Genomic DNA, 17,039 nt, shown 5'->3' with positions numbered 1-17,039 from the left:
AGCGAAAGAGACCGCAAATGGCGCAAAAACAACTCCGCATCGGCACGTTGATCGAAGCTTACGGCCTGCATGCCGCCGCATGGCTGGCCACCGATCCGGCCCCTGGTGCCCCCACCGATATCGCCTATTTCCAGAACATCGCGCGCATCTGCGAAGAGGCGAAATTCGACTTCTTCTTTCTGGCCGATACGCCCGCGACGCGCACGACCGACCTCGAGGCATGGTCGCGTTCGCCCATGTATATGAACCAGCTCGAGCCGATCACGCTCCTGACGGCGCTGGCAGGCTCTACCTCCAAGATCGGGCTGGCGGCGACCGCCTCCACGAGCTTCTACGAGCCCTATAATATCGCGCGTCTTTATGCCTCGCTTGATCATATCTCGAAGGGTCGCGCGGGCTGGAACGTGGTGACCACCGCCAATAATTTCGCCGCCAAGAATTTCGGCCTCGACCGCTTGCCGCCGCATGACAAACGTTATGCCAAGGCGCATGAGTTCTACGATGTCGTGACCGCCCTCTGGGACACTTGGGAAGATGATGCGTGGATCTACGACCGCGAAGAAGGGCTGACCTTTGACACCGCGAAATTCCATCCCGTCTCGCATAAGGGCGAGTTCTTCACCGTCGAGGGCGGGCTGAATATCGCACGCCCCCCGCAGGGCTATCCGGTGATCATCGAGGCGGGCGCCTCCGAGGCGGGCAAGACCTTTGCCGCCCAGACCGCCGAGGCCGTCTTTGGTGTGGCCACCGATATCGACGAGGCGATCGCTTTCTACAAGGATCTCAAGGGCCGGATGCCCGCCTTTGGTCGCGATCCCGACCAGCTAAAGGTTCTGGCCGGTGCCACCATTGTGGTGGGCGATAGTGCCGAGGAAGCCAAAGCGCGCTTTGATCACTGGCAATCGCTCATCCACCCCGAGGTGGGTCTGGTGCGCATCAAGCAGGATCTCGAGACCGATCTGTCGGATCTCGATCTCGACCAGCCGGTGCCAATGGACCGCATCCCCGAAAAGGCCAATTTCCATGCCGCCTATTTCGAGGAGATCAAAGGGCTGATCGCGAAGGGCCATACCCTGCGCGAGATCTGCCAGAAATACACCCGTGCCAAGGTGACCATTTTCGGCTCGCCCGAGGAAGTGGCCGATATGATGCAGGAATGGCTGGAGCGCGAGGCCTGTGACGGTTTCATGCTGACCTTCCCCGTGCTGCCCTCGACACTGGAGGATTTCCGCGACCGTGTGGTGCCGGTGCTGCAGGCGCGCGGGATCTTCCGCCGCGATTACGAGGGCTCGACCCTGCGCGAGCATCTGGGCCTTGCGCGCCCCGAGAACCGCCATGTCACCGCACCGGCGCTGGAAACGGTTGATGGCTGATCTGTCTGCCGATACGACCCTCGGCCCGCGACGCCCCCGCCTGAAGGCGGGGGTGATCTGGCTGGCCACGCCGGCGGTGCTGCTGCTTCTGGCCTTCATGGTCTATCCGATGGCCGAGATCTTCCGGCTGGCGGTCGTGGACCAGACGGGATTTACATGGAAATACATGGCCAAGGCCATGAGCCCCGGCCTTTATGCGCGGGTGCTGGGCACGACCTTCTCGGTGTCGCTTCAGGTGACACTCTGGTGCATCGTGCTGGGCTATCCGCTGGCCTATTGGCTGGCGGGGCTGCGGGGGCGCCCGCAACGGGTGGCGCTGTTCTTCATCCTGCTGCCCTTCTGGACCTCGGCGCTGATCAAGAATTTCTCGTGGATGGTGGTGCTTGGCCGCAATGGCATTGTGGCGCAATGGATCGAGGCGCTGGGGCTCGGCAAGGCCGATGGGCTTCTGTATAACCAGACGACCGTGATCTTTGCCATGGTGCATACGATGCTACCTCTGGCCGTGATCACCATGCTGCCCGTCATCCGCCAGATCGACCCGCGATTGCATCCGGCAGCGATGACACTGGGCGCAAGCGGACCGCGCGCCTTCTGGCAGGTGATGATCCCGCTCTCGATGCGGGGGATCTCTTCGGCGAGCCTCCTGATCTTTGTGGCCTCGCTCGGCTTCTTCGTGACGCCCGCGCTGGTGGGTGGTCCGAAACAGACCATGATCGGGCAGCTGATCATCATGCAGATCAACCAGTTGCAGAACTGGTCACAAGGGGCCGCGCTGGCCGTGATGCTGTTGCTTGCCGCTCTCGTATCGGTTTTCGTCTTCGACCGGATCTTCGGGATTTCCTCGGTGGCGGATGCTTCGGCGCGCCCGCATGACAGCCGCATTCGGCGCTTCGGTCTTTGGATCTCGGACGGGGTAGGGGCATTGGCCGACCGTCTGCCCGCAGGGTTGGGACGGCCCGCACTGAACACCTTCGCCAGCGTGATGATCTTTGTGCTGATGCTGCCGATCATCGCCTTCGTGCCGATGGCCTTCTCGGCCACGCCGGAGCTGCGCTTCCCGCCGCAAGGGTTCTCGCTGCAATGGTTCCACGAGCTGTTCACCTCACAGATCTGGCTCGGGGCGATCACCCGCTCGATGCTGATCGGCTTTGCGACCGCCGCGCTGACTGTGGTGATCGGGACGCTGGCCGCCGTGGCGCTTGCGCGCAGCAAATCCAAAGCGGGCACGCCGGTCTTTCTGCTGATCCTCTCGCCGATGATCATCCCGCCCATCGCGCTTGCCGTGTCGATGTTCTACCTCTTTGCCAAGATCGGCTTGATCGCCAGCAATCTGGGGATCATCATCGGTCATAGCGTGATCGCGCTGCCCATCGTCTTCGTCATCCTGCTGACCACGGTCAAAGGCTATGACTGGCGGCTCAATGATGCGGCGCTGACGTTGGGCGCGAGCCGGGCGCAGGTCTGGCGCAAGGTGGCGCTTCCGATCCTGCAAGGCGGTCTGGCGGCAGGCTTTGTCACCGGCTTCCTGCAGAGCTTCGAGGAACTGACCGTGGCGCTGTTCATCGGCGGCGGGCTCAAAACGACGCTGCCCCGGCAGATGTGGGACAGCATCCTTCTGCAAGCAACCCCGATCATCGCCTGTGCCTCCGTGGTGATGCTGCTGATCGTGATGGTTTTCTTCGGGTTGCTCGAGCTGTCGCAATCGCGTCGCTCCAAGAAACATTAGGAAAGGAGTGCCAATGTCGCTCGATACCACAGACTTCCTGACCGAAGCGCAGGCGCGCATCGATCTGGCCGCTGCCCTGCGCATGACCGCGCGTGCCAATATGCACGAGGCCGTGGCCAACCATTATTCCATCTCGCTTCAGCCCGACGGGCGGCGCTTCCTGATCAACCCCAAATGGATGCATTTCGCCCGTGTCAAAGCGTCCGATCTGATCCTGATCGATCTTGATGATCCATCCACCATGACGGATGCGCGCCTCGACCAGACGGCCCGCGCGATCCACGGGCAGGTGCATAAGCTCTGCCCGCAGGCGCGGGTGATCATGCATCTGCATCCGGTTGCGGCCACCGCACTGGCCTCGCTGGATCCGCCGCAGCTGCCGCCGATCGACCAGAACTCGGCGCGGTATTTCAACCGTCTGGCCTATGATCTCGATTTCGGTGGTATGGCCAATTCCGATGCCGAGGGCGCGCGTCTGGCGGGGCTGATGGGCAAGCATTCGCGTCTCATGATGGGCAATCATGGCGTCATGATCACTGCCCAGACCATGGGCGAGGCATGGGACGATATCTACACATTCGAGCGGGCCGCCCGGATCGTGGTCGCGGCCATGTCGACGGGGCGCCCCCTGAAGGTGCTTTCGGATGAGGCGGCCGAGCAGACCGCACAGGATTGGGAAAGCATCGTGGATTTCCAGATCCGGCATTTCGAGGAGATGAAGCTGATCCTCGACGAGGAATGCCCCGATTATCGTAACTGACAAGGGCCGGAGTTCTGGCAACAGATCCGGCAGCAAGAAGAGGACGGCTATCATGGCAGTCGAGAAGAAGGGCGTGGCCGAGGTCATCGACACGCTGGTTGTGGGCGCAGGTCAGGCAGGGATCGCGATGAGCGAGCATCTGAGCCGCGTCGGCATCTCGCATCTGGTGCTGGAAAAGGACCGTATCGCGGAAAGCTGGCGCACACGCCGCTGGGATAGCCTCGTGGCCAACGGCCCCGCATGGCATGACCGTTTTCCCAACCGTGATTTCGATGGCGATGGTGATGCTTTCGTGCCCAAAGACGGCGTGGCGAAGTATTTCGAGGATTATACCCGCCAGATCGAGGCACCGATCCGCTGTGGTGTGTCGGTCACGGGGCTGACGCGGCTCGAGGGCCGTCCGGGCTTTCGCGTGGAGACCTCGCAAGGGGCGATCGAGGCGCGGAATGTGGTGGCGGCGACCGGTCCGTTCCAGGTGCCGGTGATCCCCGAGATCGTGCCCGAAACCGCAGGCCTGACCCAGATCCATTCCAGCGCCTATCGTAATCCGGCCCAACTGGCCCAAGGCGCGGTGCTGGTGGTGGGCGCGGGCTCCTCCGGCGTGCAGATCGCCGACGAGTTGAACCGCGCGGGCCGCAAGACCTATCTCTCGGTCGGTCCGCATGATCGCCCGCCGCGCAGCTATCGCGGGCGCGATTTTGTCTGGTGGCTGGGTGTGCTCGGAAAATGGGATGCACCGGCCCCCGCACCGGGGGCGGGCCATGTGACCATCGCGGTCAGCGGTGCACATGGTGGGCGGACCATCGATTTCCGCGAACTTGGTGCGCAGGGGATCACCCTTCTGGGCCGCACCGAGGGCTACGCCGACGGCGCTGTGACGCTGGCCGATGACCTGCGCCGCAATCTTGACCGAGGCGATGCCAACCATCACGGGCTGCTGGATGAGGCCGACGCCTATATTGCGCGGATGGGGCTTGATCTGCCCGAGGAACCGCAGGCGCGGCGGATCCTGCCTGACCCCGATTGCGTGACCAACCCGCTGCGTAAACTCGATCTGGCTGAGGCCGGGATCACCACCATCATCTGGGCCACGGGCTTCCGAACCGATTACAGCTGGATGGAGGTCGATTGTTTCGACGCCTCGGGGCGTCCCGTGCATAAACAGGGCGTGGCCCCCGAGCGCGGGATCTATTTCCTCGGTCTGCCATGGCTCTCGGGACGCGGATCGAGCTTTATCTGGGGCGTCTGGCATGATGCGGCCCATATTGCCGATCACATGATGATCCAGCGGCAATATGATGCCTATGAAGGCAGCGAAATGCAGCATCAACAGTCCCTTAGCGCGTAAACTTATCATTAAGGATTAAGATCATGGCGCATAAGCGCATCCGTCCCTTCAATACCAAAGACACCTATCCCGAGCAGAACCTCGACAATGACCTCTGTCAGGCGGTGGTCGCGCGTGGCACGACCATTTTCCTGCGCGGCCAGTGCCCGCAGGATCTGGATACCTCGGTCGATATCGGCAGCCCCGATCCGGTCGAGCAGACGCATAAGGTTATGCAGAATATCCGCCAGCTGATCGAGGAATCGGGCGGCAAGATGGAGCATCTGTGCAAGGTCGTGGTTTACCTGACCGATGTCAGGCATCGCGAGGCGGTCTACCGCACGATGGGCGAATATATCAAAGGCGTGCATCCCGTCTCGACCGGTGTCGTGGTGACCTGCCTCGCCCGGCCGGGCTGGCTGGTCGAGATCGACGCGACCGCCGTCATTCCGGATTGAGCCGATGACTTTTGCGATCGTAGGACGCTGTGACCGGACGGGGCAGTTCGGGCTGGCGATTTCGTCCTCCTCTCCGGCGGTGGCGGCGCGCTGCGCCTTCGCGCGCGCGGGCGTTGGGGCGGTGACCACGCAAAACGTCACCAATCCGGCGCTCGGGCCGTTGATGCTGGAGGCGCTTGCGCAGGGGCGCCCGGCGGTTGAGGCGGTGCAACTGGCCGCCGCATCCGACCCGCATGCAGCCTATCGCCAGCTTCTGGCGATAGGGGCCGAGGGCGCGGGCGCGGTGCATTCGGGCGATCAGGCGCTGGGGATCTTCGGGTCGGCTACAGGGGCAGGATGTGCTTCGGGCGGAAATCTTCTGGCCGATGCGGCGGTTCCGCAGGCTATGGTTGACGCGTTCGAGGCAAGCGATGCCGCTTTGGGAGACCGGCTGATCGCCGCGATGGAGGCGGCTCTGGCGCTTGGCGGCGAGGCGGGGCCTGTCCATTCGGCCGGTATGCTGATCGTGGACGCGCAGGCATGGCCATGGGCAGAGCTGCGCATCGACTGGCTGGACGAGGGTTGCCCCGTGGCCGCGATGAAACGCGCATGGGCGGTCTACGAGCCGCAGGCGCGCGATTATGTGACCCGCGCGCTGAACCCTGTCGCGGCCCCGTCCTATGGGGTGCCGGGAGACGAATAACCCCTTGGAACCCGAGGGTGCTGAGATTTCCTCAGCACCATATCCCGTTGCTTTTATTGACGAAGGTGAAAGATATGCGCATGGCTGGGCAAAGAACTCTCCGCGATGATGTCCTCAGCCACATGCCCTCACGCATTACGATACGCCAACTGGAATATTTCCTGAGCGTCTGCGATTTCGGCTCCATCGCCCAGGCAGCCCAGCATTGTAACGTTTCCTCGCCCTCGATCTCGGCGGCGATTTCCCAGCTCGAGACCGAACTGGGGCTCAAACTCTTCGTGCGTCGCCATGCGCAGGGTTTGACGCTCTCCCAAGCGGGCGAGGTTTTTGGCGAGCGGGTGCGCGTGATCCTGCGGCAGGTGCAGGGGCTCAATGATCTGGCCAATGACCTGTCGGGAAAGGTGCGCGGGCCCTTGCGGGTCGGCTGCCTGCTGACCTTCGCGCAGATTATCTTGCCGAAGCTGCGGCGCAGTTTCATCGAAACCTATCCCGAGATCGAATTCCACCAGTTCGAGCGCGATCAGGCCGAGATCTTCGACGGTTTGCGCACTGCGCGTTTCGATGTGGCACTGAGCTATGATCTCGACATTCCGTCCGATCTGGACTTCATGCCGCTGATCGATCTGCCGCTTTTCGCGCTATTTGCCGAAGACCATCCGCTGGCCCGAGCGCCTGCCGTTACGCCCGAGGAGCTGAACGATCATCCGATGGTGCTGCTGGATCTGCCACTGAGCAGCGAGTATTTCCTGTCCTGTTTCAGCCGGCACGGGCTGCGCCCCAATGTGGTCGAGCGCACCCGTGATATTGCGGTGATGCGCTCGCTCGTGGGCAACGGGTTCGGCTATTCGCTGGCCAATATCCGCCCGCATTCCGACCGCTCCCCCGACGGGCGGCGCCTGTGTTTCGTGCCACTGGCAGGCGGGCCGCGTGCCTTGCGGCTGGGGCTTCTGACCTCGCAGGGGGCAAAGGCGCAGCGCACGGTTTCGGCCTTTCTCGATCATGCCAAAGCCCTTGTTTCGCAGGAGCTGGAGCCCAATGTCGTGCGGCTTCCCGAGGCACGGTTTTGCGGGGCGGCAGAATGAATCGCGCGCGTCTTCTGCAGATCCTGTCCGATCTGGTGGCCTTTCCCACGATTGCGGGGCGGGACAACAGGGCGTTGATAAATTATGTCACGGAACATCTTGAAAGGGCAGGATTTTCTGTCCACCGCATCCCGTCGGCGGACGGGATGAAGGAGGGGCTTCTGGCGCGCTTCGGAGCCGCAGGCCAGAGCGGTGGCATCGTGTTGTCGGCGCATAGCGATGTGGTGCCGGTCGAGGGGCAGGACTGGCAGAGCGCCCCCTTTGAAATGGGCCGGCAGGGCTCGCGGGTGACGGGGCGCGGCGTCACCGATATGAAGGGCTTCATTGCCTGCGTTCTGGCCTATGCCGAGACGCTTGCGGCCCATCCGCCTGCACGACCTGTTATGATTGCGCTCAGCTGGGATGAGGAACTGGGCTGCCGTGGCATTCCGGAGATGATCGATCATCTGATCCCGACGCTCGGGCGCCCCGATCTGTGCATCGTAGGCGAGCCCACGCTCCTGCGCCCGTGCATCGGACATAAAGGCAAGGCCAGCTATCTGGCGGTGGCCAGAGGCGAGGCGGGACATTCGGCAATGGCGCCGCAATTCCGGAATGCGCTGCATCCGTTGATGGATCTGGGGCACAGCCTGCGGAAGATGCAGGACGAGATGGCGTCTCGGGGTGCGCGCGACGCGATGCTCGATCCGGCCTATTCCACATTACATATCGGCACGCTGCACGGGGGAACGGCACTCAATATTGTGCCCGATCATGCCGAGATGCGCTTCGAAATCCGCCATCTGCCGCAGGATGACCCCTCGGCCCTGATCGGGCGGCTCGGCTGTCCGGACCATGTCACCATTACTGAAACGGGTCGCTATCCGGGGCTCGATAGCACGCCTGCCACCCCCGAGATCGCGTGGTTCTGCGAGTGTCTGGACGACCCGCAACCGATCAAAGTGGCCTTCGGCACGGAGGCCGGATATTTCGCGGCGCTCGGCATCCCCACCGTCATTTGCGGACCCGGCACGATGGAGGATGGCCATCAGCCCGATGAATCCATCGAGATCGTGCAGCTCGAGGCCTGTTTCGCGCTGCTTCAACGCGTGTTTGCTCCCGCAGATCAGCGTGCGGGCTAGGCTCTAGAGGCGCGCCTTGCATGCGCGCACGAGCGCCCACAGGCTTCCGGCAAAGGCCACAATTGCCAAGAGGCGGAACGTGCCGCTAAAACTGCCGATCAGGTTGAAGGCCAGCGAGAAGGTGGCGGGACCGACCATCACGCCGATGAAGGTATAGGTCAGAACCTCGCCGGTCAGCGTGCCTTTGCCGGGGCTGGAGTGGGCGGTCTCGGCCAGAAGCACCCCGTTCCAGCCATTGCCGGTAAAGCCTGCCAGTCCGATCAGGGCGAGCCCCAGTGCGGGCAGGTTGCCGATCAGCGAGAAACCGAGGATCGCGGCGCCTGTGATAAAGCCCACGATGGCCAGAACCGCAAACCCGTTGCGCAACCGGTCGGCGACCAGCCCCCAGAAAATCCGCCCGCCCGCACCGGCGATCTGCACGATGGCGGCGATCCCTGCGGCGGAGACGGGGCTCCAGCCGAATTCCTCGATCAGCATCGCCACGGTGAAGGTGGATATGGAGAGCTGCACCGCCGAATAGAAGAAGCCCAAAAAGGCCAATGCCCTGAGATCGGGGTTGGAGAGCACCGTGCGCTGGCCCTGCCAGATGCCGCGTCCGATGGCGATATCGGGCGCGCGCTCGTTATCCCATGCACCGCGTTTCAACTGGTAGACGAGCGCCAGCACCAGTGGGATCAGCGAGAACCCCAGCAGGACAGGCTGCCAGCCAAACCTTTGAGCCAGCGGCGGAATGGCCAATGCCGCCAGCGCACCGCCCAGAGGCACGCCAGCCTGTTTGACCGAGAAGATCAGATTGCGCCGCGCGGGCGGGGCAAGCCGTGACAGGACATGCGACGACGACGGGTTGTTCAGAGCGTAGCCCACGCCGATCAGCACCGAGGCCAGCGCGATTGTCCACAGATGCCCCGTAGCCATACCCGCAAAGCCGGCAAAGGCGCCAAGCAGCGCAAGTTGGCCCACACGCGCCGGTCCCCAGCGTTTCACCAGCGCCCCCGCCATCATCGAGAATATCACCCCCGAGGCATAGATCAGACTGACCTGATAGCCGATCATATGCGGCCCGATTCCGAGCGTATTGGCCACCAGCGTGGGGATCGTGGTGAGCGCCAGCACGGAGGAGGTCGCAGCCACCTGCGAGGCGGTGGTCAGCGCAAGCGCCGCGCCCAGCCCGCTCTCCCTCTGCGCCAGATCGGGATGCGCGAGATCGCTTTGCAAGGAGGTATCCGTCATATGTCCGTTCTTTATGGATGCGTCCCGTTTTGCGGAACCGAGGGGGATCAGGTGTGAATATAGCCCCGGACCACACCATTTCCGGCGCAATCCTGTCAATTCCGGCCCGCTCTAATTTTTCTCATATGTATATGTACAAACTTAAAGTTGACCATTGCCCCCCATCTCACGCCTTCTTGAGCCACGCGCGCCGGAAGAGATCGCTCATGAAAGCGGCCACCGGCGGATGCGGAAACTGTCACCAACGGGGCTATTCACATGACCAAACCGATTTCGATGATCCGCGCGGGGCTTCTGGGGGCGGGGCTTGCATGGTCCGCCCTTCCGGCCCATGCCGAGGCCAATCTGGCTGCCGCCGAGGAGATCCTGAGCGCGCATAGCCAGAAACCCGGTTTCGAGGCACCCGGCAAGCCGTTCGATGCCAAATCCTGCATGGCGGGCAAAAGCATCCTGACCATCCCCACCACCTCCTCGATCCCGTTCAATCAGGGCATTGTCGAGAGCGAGGCCCAGATTGCCAAAGAGGTGGGCTTCAAACACGAAATCTGGCAGAATCAGGGCAACCCGACCCAATGGGTGCAGGGCGTCGAATATGCGATCTCCAACAATTTCACCGCCATCGACCTGATGGGCGGACTGATCCCCGCCTCGCTTGCGCCGCAGCTGGCCGAGGCGCGCAAGAAGGGCATCCGCGTCTATGCCTCGCATTATATGGATGTGACGCAGGAGAAAGATCCCAATGCCGATATCTCGCTGCCGGTGTCCTTTACCGATGTGGGCAAGATCCTCGCGGCCTATGCGGTGACGGAAACTCAAGGCAAGGCCAATGTGCTGGTGATCGGCTCGGATGATATCCTGCCCTCGCAGCCCTATTGGACATCCATCGAGAAGACGCTGGCCGAGCTGTGCCCCGATTGCAAGGCGACCTATGTGAATGTCGCTCTGGCCGATTGGGCGACGCGGATCCAGACCTCGACGCAATCGGCGCTGCTGAAGGATCCGTCGATCAATTTCATCATCCCGATCTACGATTCCATGTCGCAATTCGTGCTGCCGGCGCTGGCGATCACCGGCAAGCGCGGCATGCCGATCGCCACCTTCAACGGCACGCCCTTCGTGCTAGATATGATCCGCAATGGCGATGTGAAGATGGATGTGGGCGAGAGCCTTGGCTGGATCGCGCGGTCGTCGATGGATGCCTATATGCGCGATCTGTGTGATGTGGGCGATGTGCCGGCCAATCTCTATGTGCCTTTCTATATCTTCGATAAGGACAATGCGGCCGAAGCTGGCGTGCCTGCGACCTATGATGCGGGTTATGGCGATGCACAGCTTGCAGGCTATCGCAAGCTCTGGGGGCTCGAATGAGCCCCGCCACCCCCGACCGCCTGCCACGGAGCTATCCGGGGCAGGCGCCAGCCCTTCTGGCGCGCCATATGTCCAAAGTCTTCGGCACGACCAGGGTTCTGGATGATGTGGAACTGACCGTGATGCCCGGTGAGGTGCACGGGCTTTTAGGGGCCAATGGCTCGGGCAAATCGACACTGATCAAATGCCTTGCGGGGCTGCATGCGCCCGAAGCCGGAGCCGAACTGATCCTGCACGGGCGGGAGGCGCGGCTGCCGATGCCCGCAGGGGGCGCAAGGGCCAACGGAATTTCTTTCGTGCACCAGCATCTGGCGCTGATCCCGACGCTGTCGGTGCTGGAAAACATGATGCTCAACGATCTGTCGGTCGAGACGCGCCTGCGCATCAATTGGCGCGCGGCGCGGCGCCATGTGGAGGAGATCTTCGAGAGGTTCGATCTGAAGATCGACCCGGCCGCCCGTGTGGCCGATCTCAGCCAGCCCGATCGTGCGCTTCTGGCGATCGCGCGGGCCTTTGACGAGGTGCAGACCCATGCGGGACAAGGGCAGGGGATCCTGATCCTTGACGAGCCCACGCCCTTCCTGCCGAAATCCGGTGTGGATCAGCTTTTCGGGCTTATGCGCGCCATTGTCGCCGATGGCGCGGCGGTGATCTTTGTGGCCCATGATATCGACGAGATCCGCGAGATCACCGACCGCGCGACCATCCTGCGCGACGGGAAACTGGCGGGCACCGTGGTGTCCGGCGAGGCGAGCCACGACGACTTCATCCGCCATATCGTGGGCGAGAGCGTGGATCTGTTCCAGAACACGCAGGCGCTCCCGCCCGCAGCCCCCGTTGTGGCCAAGGTGCGCGGCCTGACGGCAGAGCAGATCACCGATGTGGGGTTCGACCTGCGCGAGGGCGAGATCCTCGGGCTGACAGGGCTCATCGGATCGGGCTTCGATGCGGTCCCCGAGGCGCTGTTTGGCGTGCGGCCTGCCACGGGCCAGCTGGAGACGGGTGGCAAGACCCTGCCTGCCGCGCAGCTGACCCCCGCGAAGGCGATGGCGCAGGGCATGGCCTATCTGCCCGCCGACCGCTTGGGACGGGCGGGGGTGGGCTCGCTCACGCTGACCGAGAATATCTCGCTGCCGGTGATGGGGGCTTTCCGTAACTGGTTCGGAATCGACTGGGCGGGCCTGCGCGAGAATTGCGAGGCTTTGGGGCGGCGGTTCGACGTGCGGCCCAACCGCCCCGATCTGACGCTGGGCGCGCTTTCGGGCGGCAATGCGCAGAAGGTGCTGATGGCCAAGTGGCTCCAGACAAAACCCAAGGTGCTGATGCTGGACGAGCCCACGCAGGGTATCGATGTGGGCGCGCGCCAGAAGCTTTTTGTCGAGCTGTCGCGGGCGGCGGGCGGCGGCACTGCGGTGTTGGTGGCCTCGACCGATGCCGAGCAGCTGGCGCAGATCTGCCACCGCGTGCTGGTCTTTGCCAAAGGCCGGATCGTGTCCGAGCTGTCGGGGAGCGCTCTGACCAAGGACAGCATCACCCAAGAAACCCTGCGGGCGCATGGCGCCGCGCCAATTCCGGAGGTCGCATGACCCTGAGCACAAGTGACCACGCGCCTGAAACAGAAAACGCGGCCCGCCGGCAAATCCAGTGGGGCCGCATTGCCGAAAGCTACGCGCTTGTCGCCTCGCTGGTGGTGCTGTTCCTGATCTTTGCAGCCCTCGAGCCGCAGAGCTTCTTCTCATGGGCCAATGTGTCCACGATGCTCGGCTCGCAATCCATCCTCGTCTTCCTGACACTGGCGCTGATCATCCCGCTGACGGCGGGCGATTTCGACCTGTCGGCGGCCGCCGTTCTGACGCTTGCCGCGATGACTGTGGCGGTGCTGAATGCGCGGATGGGGCTTTCACTGGGGCTGGCCATTCCGGCAGCCCTGCTGGTGGGGGCTGTGGCAGGCGTCATCAACGCCTTCTTCATCCTGACTTTCCGCATTCCCTCGCTGATCGTCACGCTCGGGACCGGCACATTTATCAACGGGATCGTCCTGTGGATGAGCAATTCGGCCACGATCGGCGGGATCGATTTCGCGCTGGTGAACTGGGTAGTGGCGGTGCGGCTCTTCGGCATTCCGCTGGCCTTCTACTATGCGCTGATCATGTGTCTGGTCATCTGGTATGTGTTCGGGTTCACCACGCTGGGGCGCAGGCTCTTGTTTGTGGGGCGCGGGCGCGAGGTGGCGCGGCTTTCGGGAATCGCGGTGGACCGTGTGCGTTTCGGCGCGCTTATGTGCTCGTCGGTAATGGCGGCCATTGCGGGGGTGATCTATGCGGGCACCATCGGCGCGGCGGATCCCAATTCGGGCAACAGCTTCCTGCTGCCGGCCTTTGCCGCAGCCTTCCTTGGCGCCACGGCCATCACGCCCGGGCGGTTCAACCCGATAGGCTCGCTGGTGGCGGTCTATTTCCTCGTGACGGGGATCACCGGCCTTACGATGATGGGCATGCAATCCTTCGTGCAGAACCTGTTCTATGGCGGCGCGCTGGTGCTGGCAGTGGCCCTGTCGCAACTGGTGCGCAAACGCAGTGCACAGGATTTCTGAGCATTTCTCCTCCCTCGGGCCCGCCCCGCTGCGGGCCCGTTTCCATGAAAGGACATATGATGAAAATGGAAGCCATCGGCACCGATATGGATATCGGCAGTTTCTGGAAAACTCTGGGCGAGCGCGCAATCGGCGCGACCGTCGTGACCACCGACAGCGCCGAGGGTCCCAAGGGCTTTCTGGGCCTCTCGGCCAGCCATGTCTGCGCCAATCCACCCACGATGATCGTCTCGGTCGACAAGAAGACCTCCGCGCTGCAAGGCATTCTGGACAAGGGCCATTTCGCGGTGAATTTCCTGCCCGAGGGCACCGCCCATCTGGCAAATATGTTCGGCGGCAAGGGGGAGAAAACCTTCGATCCGGAGGCATGGGACACGCTCTCGACCGGAGCGCCCACGCTAATATCGGCGCTCGGGGTATTCGACTGCTCGGTCGAAAAGGTCGTCGAGCATGGCGATATCTCCATTATCATCGGCAATGTGCAGGGTGTGCGGGCCGCAGGCGAGGGCGCACCGCTGATCTTCTTCCGCGGCAAATTCCTGAGCGAGTGACCCCCGTCCCGCTAGAGCCTCCGGTTGGCGGTGACATATCCGGAGCCGTGGGACATAAATGAAAGGCTCGCGCTCTGACTGCGCCAGCCTTTTATCTCGAGTGCATTTGCAAATCTCTGCGGAGAGTCTGGATCTGCAGCCAGATCCGAAAAGTTTTTTTCGGATCAATGGTGTTCATAATTTTGCAACAGACGCGATGCGGCTCTGCAGTTCTGCTGCGCAGTATCAATCTAGGGCTTACATTCGCTGCCATCACGCGTGACCCGCTCGCGCATGAGACCGTCCAGCTTCTTAAATGAGAACCTGATGCCGGTCATAGCAAGGAGATTGACTAGACTCCGTGCTTGCACCGCCATGGACCGAGCGCCACAATTTCAGCCATCCTTCTAGATTTTATCATAGCTTTGGCCGCATTGGTCGAGCGATGGCTGGCGCGGGATCGCGTTCTGCGCTCCGCCACCATGGAGGCTGGCGATCCCTTACATGCCAATACGGCAACACAATGCGCCCACACAGCTCGCCGGAATATGGCCCACCAGCACCCGAGAGCCGCGTGCCGGTAGACCGACGGCTGACGGCTGACGGCTGACGCGTGATGAACGGTCAAAACGGACCATGCAAGTGACATGGCAGACCACATCCCCGAGACGGTGTCTTTGGTCACCGCTGGTTCGGCAAGAGAGGATCGGCCGAAAACCGGGTTCACGGAACCTGAGCGCTCTTCGTAAGGGCAGGCAATTCACGATGTAAGGGATTGATTTATATGGTGGGCGGTGAGGGACTCGAACCCCCGACATCTTCGGTGTAAACGAAGCGCTCTACCAACTGAGCTAACCGCCCGCCATGCGCTGCTTCTAGCGGCAGGTTTGCGAAGCTGCAAGAGATATTTTCGATAAACATGCCGTTAAAGCCGGATGAAATATCATCATGTTTTTGAGTGGGTTGCCCAGGAACGATTTCCGCTTTCAGCTCCCTGTCGGGCAAATCCGCTCCATGTTCTGCCGCGTCAGCATCTGCCAAGCGTGATATTGCGAGAGGAAAACCTGCCCGTTCAGCTCCGACAGGAAATGCGCCGTTTTCAACCGGTCCATCACGGGGCCTTTCACCTCGCTCAGATGCAGGCCGATATTGCGGTCTTTCAGCAGGTGGTTGATCGCTTCGAGGCTTTCGAGCGCCAAGAAATCAACGCTGTTGACCGCCGAGAACATCAGAACGACATTGCGGATCCGGGGCGCGCGCGTCAGCCGGTCCTGGATATAATCCTCGAGGAAACGGGCATTCACGAAATAGAGGCTTTCGTCGATGCGCAATGTCAGCAGATCGGGATGGGTGATGACCTCGTGACGATGGATATTGCGGAAATGCTCGGTGCCGGGGACCAGCCCCACCTCGGCGATATGCGGTCTGGATGTATGGAGAAGATGCATGACAATCGACAGGATGACGCCTGTCGCGACGCCGATCTCGACGCCCGCGGCCAGTGTGAGCACGATGGTGACCAGCACAGCGGCGAAATCCTTGCGGGAATAGGCCCATGTCTTTTTGAGGATAGAAATGTCCACGAGGCCGAGCACGGCAACGATGATCGTAGCGGCAAGGGTGGCATCGGGCAGAAAATAGACAAGTGGCGTCAAGGCGATGGCCGCGATCCCGAGGCCGATGGCGGTAAAGGCCCCTGCGGCGGGAGTTTCGGCACCGGCATCGAAATTCACCACCGAACGCGCGAAGCCGCCCGTGACCGGATAGCCGCCCGTAAAGGCGGCGCCGATATTGGCCGCGCCAAGGCCGATAAGCTCCTGATCGGGGCTGATGCGCTGGCGTTTTTTGGCAGCCAACGTCTGCGCGACCGAGACCGATTCCACAAAGCCGATGATCGAGATCAGCAGCGCGGGCAGGAGGAGCTGCCCGATCAGCTCGGGCGCGAGGTCGGGCAGGGTCAGCGGCGGCAGGCTTTGCGGGACAGAGCCGACGATGGCCACCCCATGCGCATTCAGCCCGAGCCCCCATGTGAGCCCCGTTGTCACCACCACGGCCGCGACCGGACCGGCTTTGGTCAGGATATCGGCCATGCGGGGCCCGAGGCCTAGGCGCCGGAGCATGGGCTTCAGCCCCTTGCGGACCCAGAACAGGAAGGCCGTGGTCAGCACGCCGATCGCCAGAGTGACCGGATTGATCTGCCCCAGATGCCCGATGATCGAAACCACCATTTCCGGCAGGGTCGCTCCGCCCGCCTTGATACCCAGAATATGTTTCAGCTGGCTTGTGGCAATCAGGAGACCGGAGGCGGTGATGAAGCCCGCAATGACCGGATGGCTGAGAAAATTGGCGATAAAGCCCAACCGGAACAGGCCGAGCGCCAGCAGCATCAGTCCCGACAGGAGGGCGAGGGTGAGGGCCGCCGCCGCATAGCCCGCCGTGCCTGTCTGCACGATCTGGCCGATGGCCGCTGCCGTCATCAGCGAGACCACGGCCACGGGCCCCACCGCCAGCGCGCGGCTGGTGCCGAAGATCGCATAGAGGAGGATCGGCGCGATGGAGGCATAGATCCCCGCCTCGGGTGGCAGCCCCGCCAGCATCGCATAGGCCAGCGATTGCGGGATCAGCATGATGGTCACGATGAGCGCGGCGATCAGGTCATTGGAAAATGCGTCGCGGTCATAGCGGCGACCCCAGTCCAAAATCGGCAGATAACGGGAGAGAGAGGGCATGTGCGGGCCTATCCTGAAAGGGGCCACGGGCCGTCTTGCGGCCCGTGATCTGGGCAA

Annotated in this window: 14 protein-coding genes and 1 tRNA gene; 12 read left to right on the top strand and 3 right to left on the bottom strand. The window is 62.5% G+C overall.

The window, feature by feature from the left end:
- Positions 1–17: 17 nt before the first annotated feature.
- The 8 genes from WDB91_RS15420 to argE all read left to right on the top strand — a co-directional run bounded on the left by WDB91_RS15420 (position 18) and on the right by argE (position 8,532).
- A complete protein-coding gene (locus tag WDB91_RS15420) occupies positions 18–1,373 on the top strand; it encodes an LLM class flavin-dependent oxidoreductase (protein WP_339115085.1) in 1,356 nt (451 codons plus the stop codon).
- On the top strand, positions 1,366–3,102 hold the full coding sequence (locus WDB91_RS15415; RefSeq protein WP_339115084.1) for an ABC transporter permease subunit: 1,737 nt from the start codon (positions 1,366–1,368) through the stop codon (positions 3,100–3,102). The genes WDB91_RS15420 and WDB91_RS15415 overlap by 8 nt, the downstream gene beginning before the upstream one ends.
- Before the next feature lie 13 nt (positions 3,103–3,115).
- A complete protein-coding gene (locus WDB91_RS15410) occupies positions 3,116–3,862 on the top strand; it encodes a class II aldolase/adducin family protein (RefSeq protein ID WP_339115083.1) in 747 nt (248 codons plus the stop codon).
- Between the two features lie 52 nt (positions 3,863–3,914).
- A complete protein-coding gene (locus WDB91_RS15405) occupies positions 3,915–5,210 on the top strand; it encodes an NAD(P)/FAD-dependent oxidoreductase (RefSeq protein ID WP_339115082.1) in 1,296 nt (431 codons plus the stop codon).
- Positions 5,211–5,233: 23 nt separating this feature from the next.
- The gene (locus tag WDB91_RS15400) at positions 5,234–5,647 is read left to right on the top strand and encodes a RidA family protein (RefSeq protein WP_339115081.1); all 414 of its coding nucleotides are present in this window, start codon (positions 5,234–5,236) and stop codon (positions 5,645–5,647) included.
- Between the two features lie 4 nt (positions 5,648–5,651).
- Positions 5,652–6,329, top strand: a complete 678-nt coding sequence (locus tag WDB91_RS15395; protein WP_339115080.1) for a DUF1028 domain-containing protein — start codon at positions 5,652–5,654, stop codon at positions 6,327–6,329.
- An 80-nt stretch (positions 6,330–6,409) separates the two neighbouring features.
- On the top strand, positions 6,410–7,411 hold the full coding sequence (locus tag WDB91_RS15390) for a LysR family transcriptional regulator (RefSeq protein ID WP_339115079.1): 1,002 nt from the start codon (positions 6,410–6,412) through the stop codon (positions 7,409–7,411).
- Positions 7,408–8,532: an acetylornithine deacetylase gene (gene argE, locus WDB91_RS15385; protein ID WP_339115078.1), complete on the top strand. Its 1,125-nt coding sequence runs from the start codon at positions 7,408–7,410 to the stop codon at positions 8,530–8,532. Before WDB91_RS15390 ends, argE begins: the two co-directional genes overlap by 4 nt.
- A gap of 3 nt (positions 8,533–8,535) precedes the next feature.
- Here the strand turns inward: argE and WDB91_RS15380 are convergent, their stop codons facing one another.
- Positions 8,536–9,762, bottom strand: coding sequence for an MFS transporter (locus tag WDB91_RS15380; protein ID WP_339115077.1), 1,227 nt, complete (start codon positions 9,760–9,762; stop codon positions 8,536–8,538).
- A gap of 258 nt (positions 9,763–10,020) precedes the next feature.
- On the opposite strand from WDB91_RS15380, the gene WDB91_RS15375 reads away from it, so the two are divergent.
- Genes WDB91_RS15375 through WDB91_RS15360 form a run of 4 tightly spaced genes read left to right on the top strand, consistent with a single transcriptional unit; the run spans position 10,021 to position 14,274 of the window.
- A complete protein-coding gene (locus WDB91_RS15375) occupies positions 10,021–11,130 on the top strand; it encodes a substrate-binding domain-containing protein (protein ID WP_339115076.1) in 1,110 nt (369 codons plus the stop codon).
- The gene (locus WDB91_RS15370) at positions 11,127–12,716 is read left to right on the top strand and encodes a sugar ABC transporter ATP-binding protein (protein WP_339115075.1); all 1,590 of its coding nucleotides are present in this window, start codon (positions 11,127–11,129) and stop codon (positions 12,714–12,716) included. The genes WDB91_RS15375 and WDB91_RS15370 overlap by 4 nt, the downstream gene beginning before the upstream one ends.
- A complete protein-coding gene (locus WDB91_RS15365) occupies positions 12,713–13,723 on the top strand; it encodes an ABC transporter permease (RefSeq protein WP_339115074.1) in 1,011 nt (336 codons plus the stop codon). Before WDB91_RS15370 ends, WDB91_RS15365 begins: the two co-directional genes overlap by 4 nt.
- Positions 13,724–13,779: 56 nt before the next feature.
- Entirely contained in the window at positions 13,780–14,274 is a 495-nt protein-coding gene (locus tag WDB91_RS15360) for a flavin reductase family protein (protein ID WP_339115073.1), read from the top strand.
- Between the two features lie 764 nt (positions 14,275–15,038).
- Here WDB91_RS15360 and WDB91_RS15355 read toward each other — a convergent pair.
- Both WDB91_RS15355 and sulP read right to left on the bottom strand, forming a co-directional pair.
- Positions 15,039–15,114, bottom strand: a tRNA-Val gene (locus WDB91_RS15355).
- Between the two features lie 125 nt (positions 15,115–15,239).
- Positions 15,240–16,982 carry a sulfate permease gene (sulP, locus tag WDB91_RS15350; protein ID WP_339115072.1) on the bottom strand — a complete coding sequence of 581 codons (1,743 nt, stop codon included), beginning with the start codon at positions 16,980–16,982 and terminating at the stop codon, positions 15,240–15,242.
- Between the last annotated feature and the right edge of the window lie 57 nt (positions 16,983–17,039).

The sequence above is a fragment of the Thioclava sp. GXIMD2076 genome, assembly GCF_037949795.1.
Taxonomy (GTDB): domain Bacteria; phylum Pseudomonadota; class Alphaproteobacteria; order Rhodobacterales; family Rhodobacteraceae; genus Thioclava; species Thioclava kandeliae.
This window is presented reverse-complemented; position numbering and strand designations above follow the sequence as displayed.

Excerpts from the sequence above, each read along its gene's own strand:
- WDB91_RS15420 (WP_339115085.1), top strand. The coding sequence starts at position 18 with ATGGCGCAAAAACAACTCCGCATCGGCACGTTGATCGAAGCTTACGGC.
- WDB91_RS15415 (WP_339115084.1), top strand. The coding sequence starts at position 1,366 with ATGGCTGATCTGTCTGCCGATACGACCCTCGGCCCGCGACGCCCCCGC.
- WDB91_RS15410 (WP_339115083.1), top strand. The coding sequence starts at position 3,116 with ATGTCGCTCGATACCACAGACTTCCTGACCGAAGCGCAGGCGCGCATC.
- WDB91_RS15405 (WP_339115082.1), top strand. The coding sequence starts at position 3,915 with ATGGCAGTCGAGAAGAAGGGCGTGGCCGAGGTCATCGACACGCTGGTT.
- WDB91_RS15400 (WP_339115081.1), top strand. The coding sequence starts at position 5,234 with ATGGCGCATAAGCGCATCCGTCCCTTCAATACCAAAGACACCTATCCC.
- WDB91_RS15395 (WP_339115080.1), top strand. The coding sequence starts at position 5,652 with ATGACTTTTGCGATCGTAGGACGCTGTGACCGGACGGGGCAGTTCGGG.
- WDB91_RS15390 (WP_339115079.1), top strand. The coding sequence starts at position 6,410 with ATGGCTGGGCAAAGAACTCTCCGCGATGATGTCCTCAGCCACATGCCC.
- argE (WP_339115078.1), top strand. The coding sequence starts at position 7,408 with ATGAATCGCGCGCGTCTTCTGCAGATCCTGTCCGATCTGGTGGCCTTT.
- WDB91_RS15380 (WP_339115077.1), bottom strand. The coding sequence starts at position 9,762 with ATGACGGATACCTCCTTGCAAAGCGATCTCGCGCATCCCGATCTGGCG.
- WDB91_RS15375 (WP_339115076.1), top strand. The coding sequence starts at position 10,021 with ATGACCAAACCGATTTCGATGATCCGCGCGGGGCTTCTGGGGGCGGGG.
- WDB91_RS15370 (WP_339115075.1), top strand. The coding sequence starts at position 11,127 with ATGAGCCCCGCCACCCCCGACCGCCTGCCACGGAGCTATCCGGGGCAG.
- WDB91_RS15365 (WP_339115074.1), top strand. The coding sequence starts at position 12,713 with ATGACCCTGAGCACAAGTGACCACGCGCCTGAAACAGAAAACGCGGCC.
- WDB91_RS15360 (WP_339115073.1), top strand. The coding sequence starts at position 13,780 with ATGATGAAAATGGAAGCCATCGGCACCGATATGGATATCGGCAGTTTC.
- sulP (WP_339115072.1), bottom strand. The coding sequence starts at position 16,982 with ATGCCCTCTCTCTCCCGTTATCTGCCGATTTTGGACTGGGGTCGCCGC.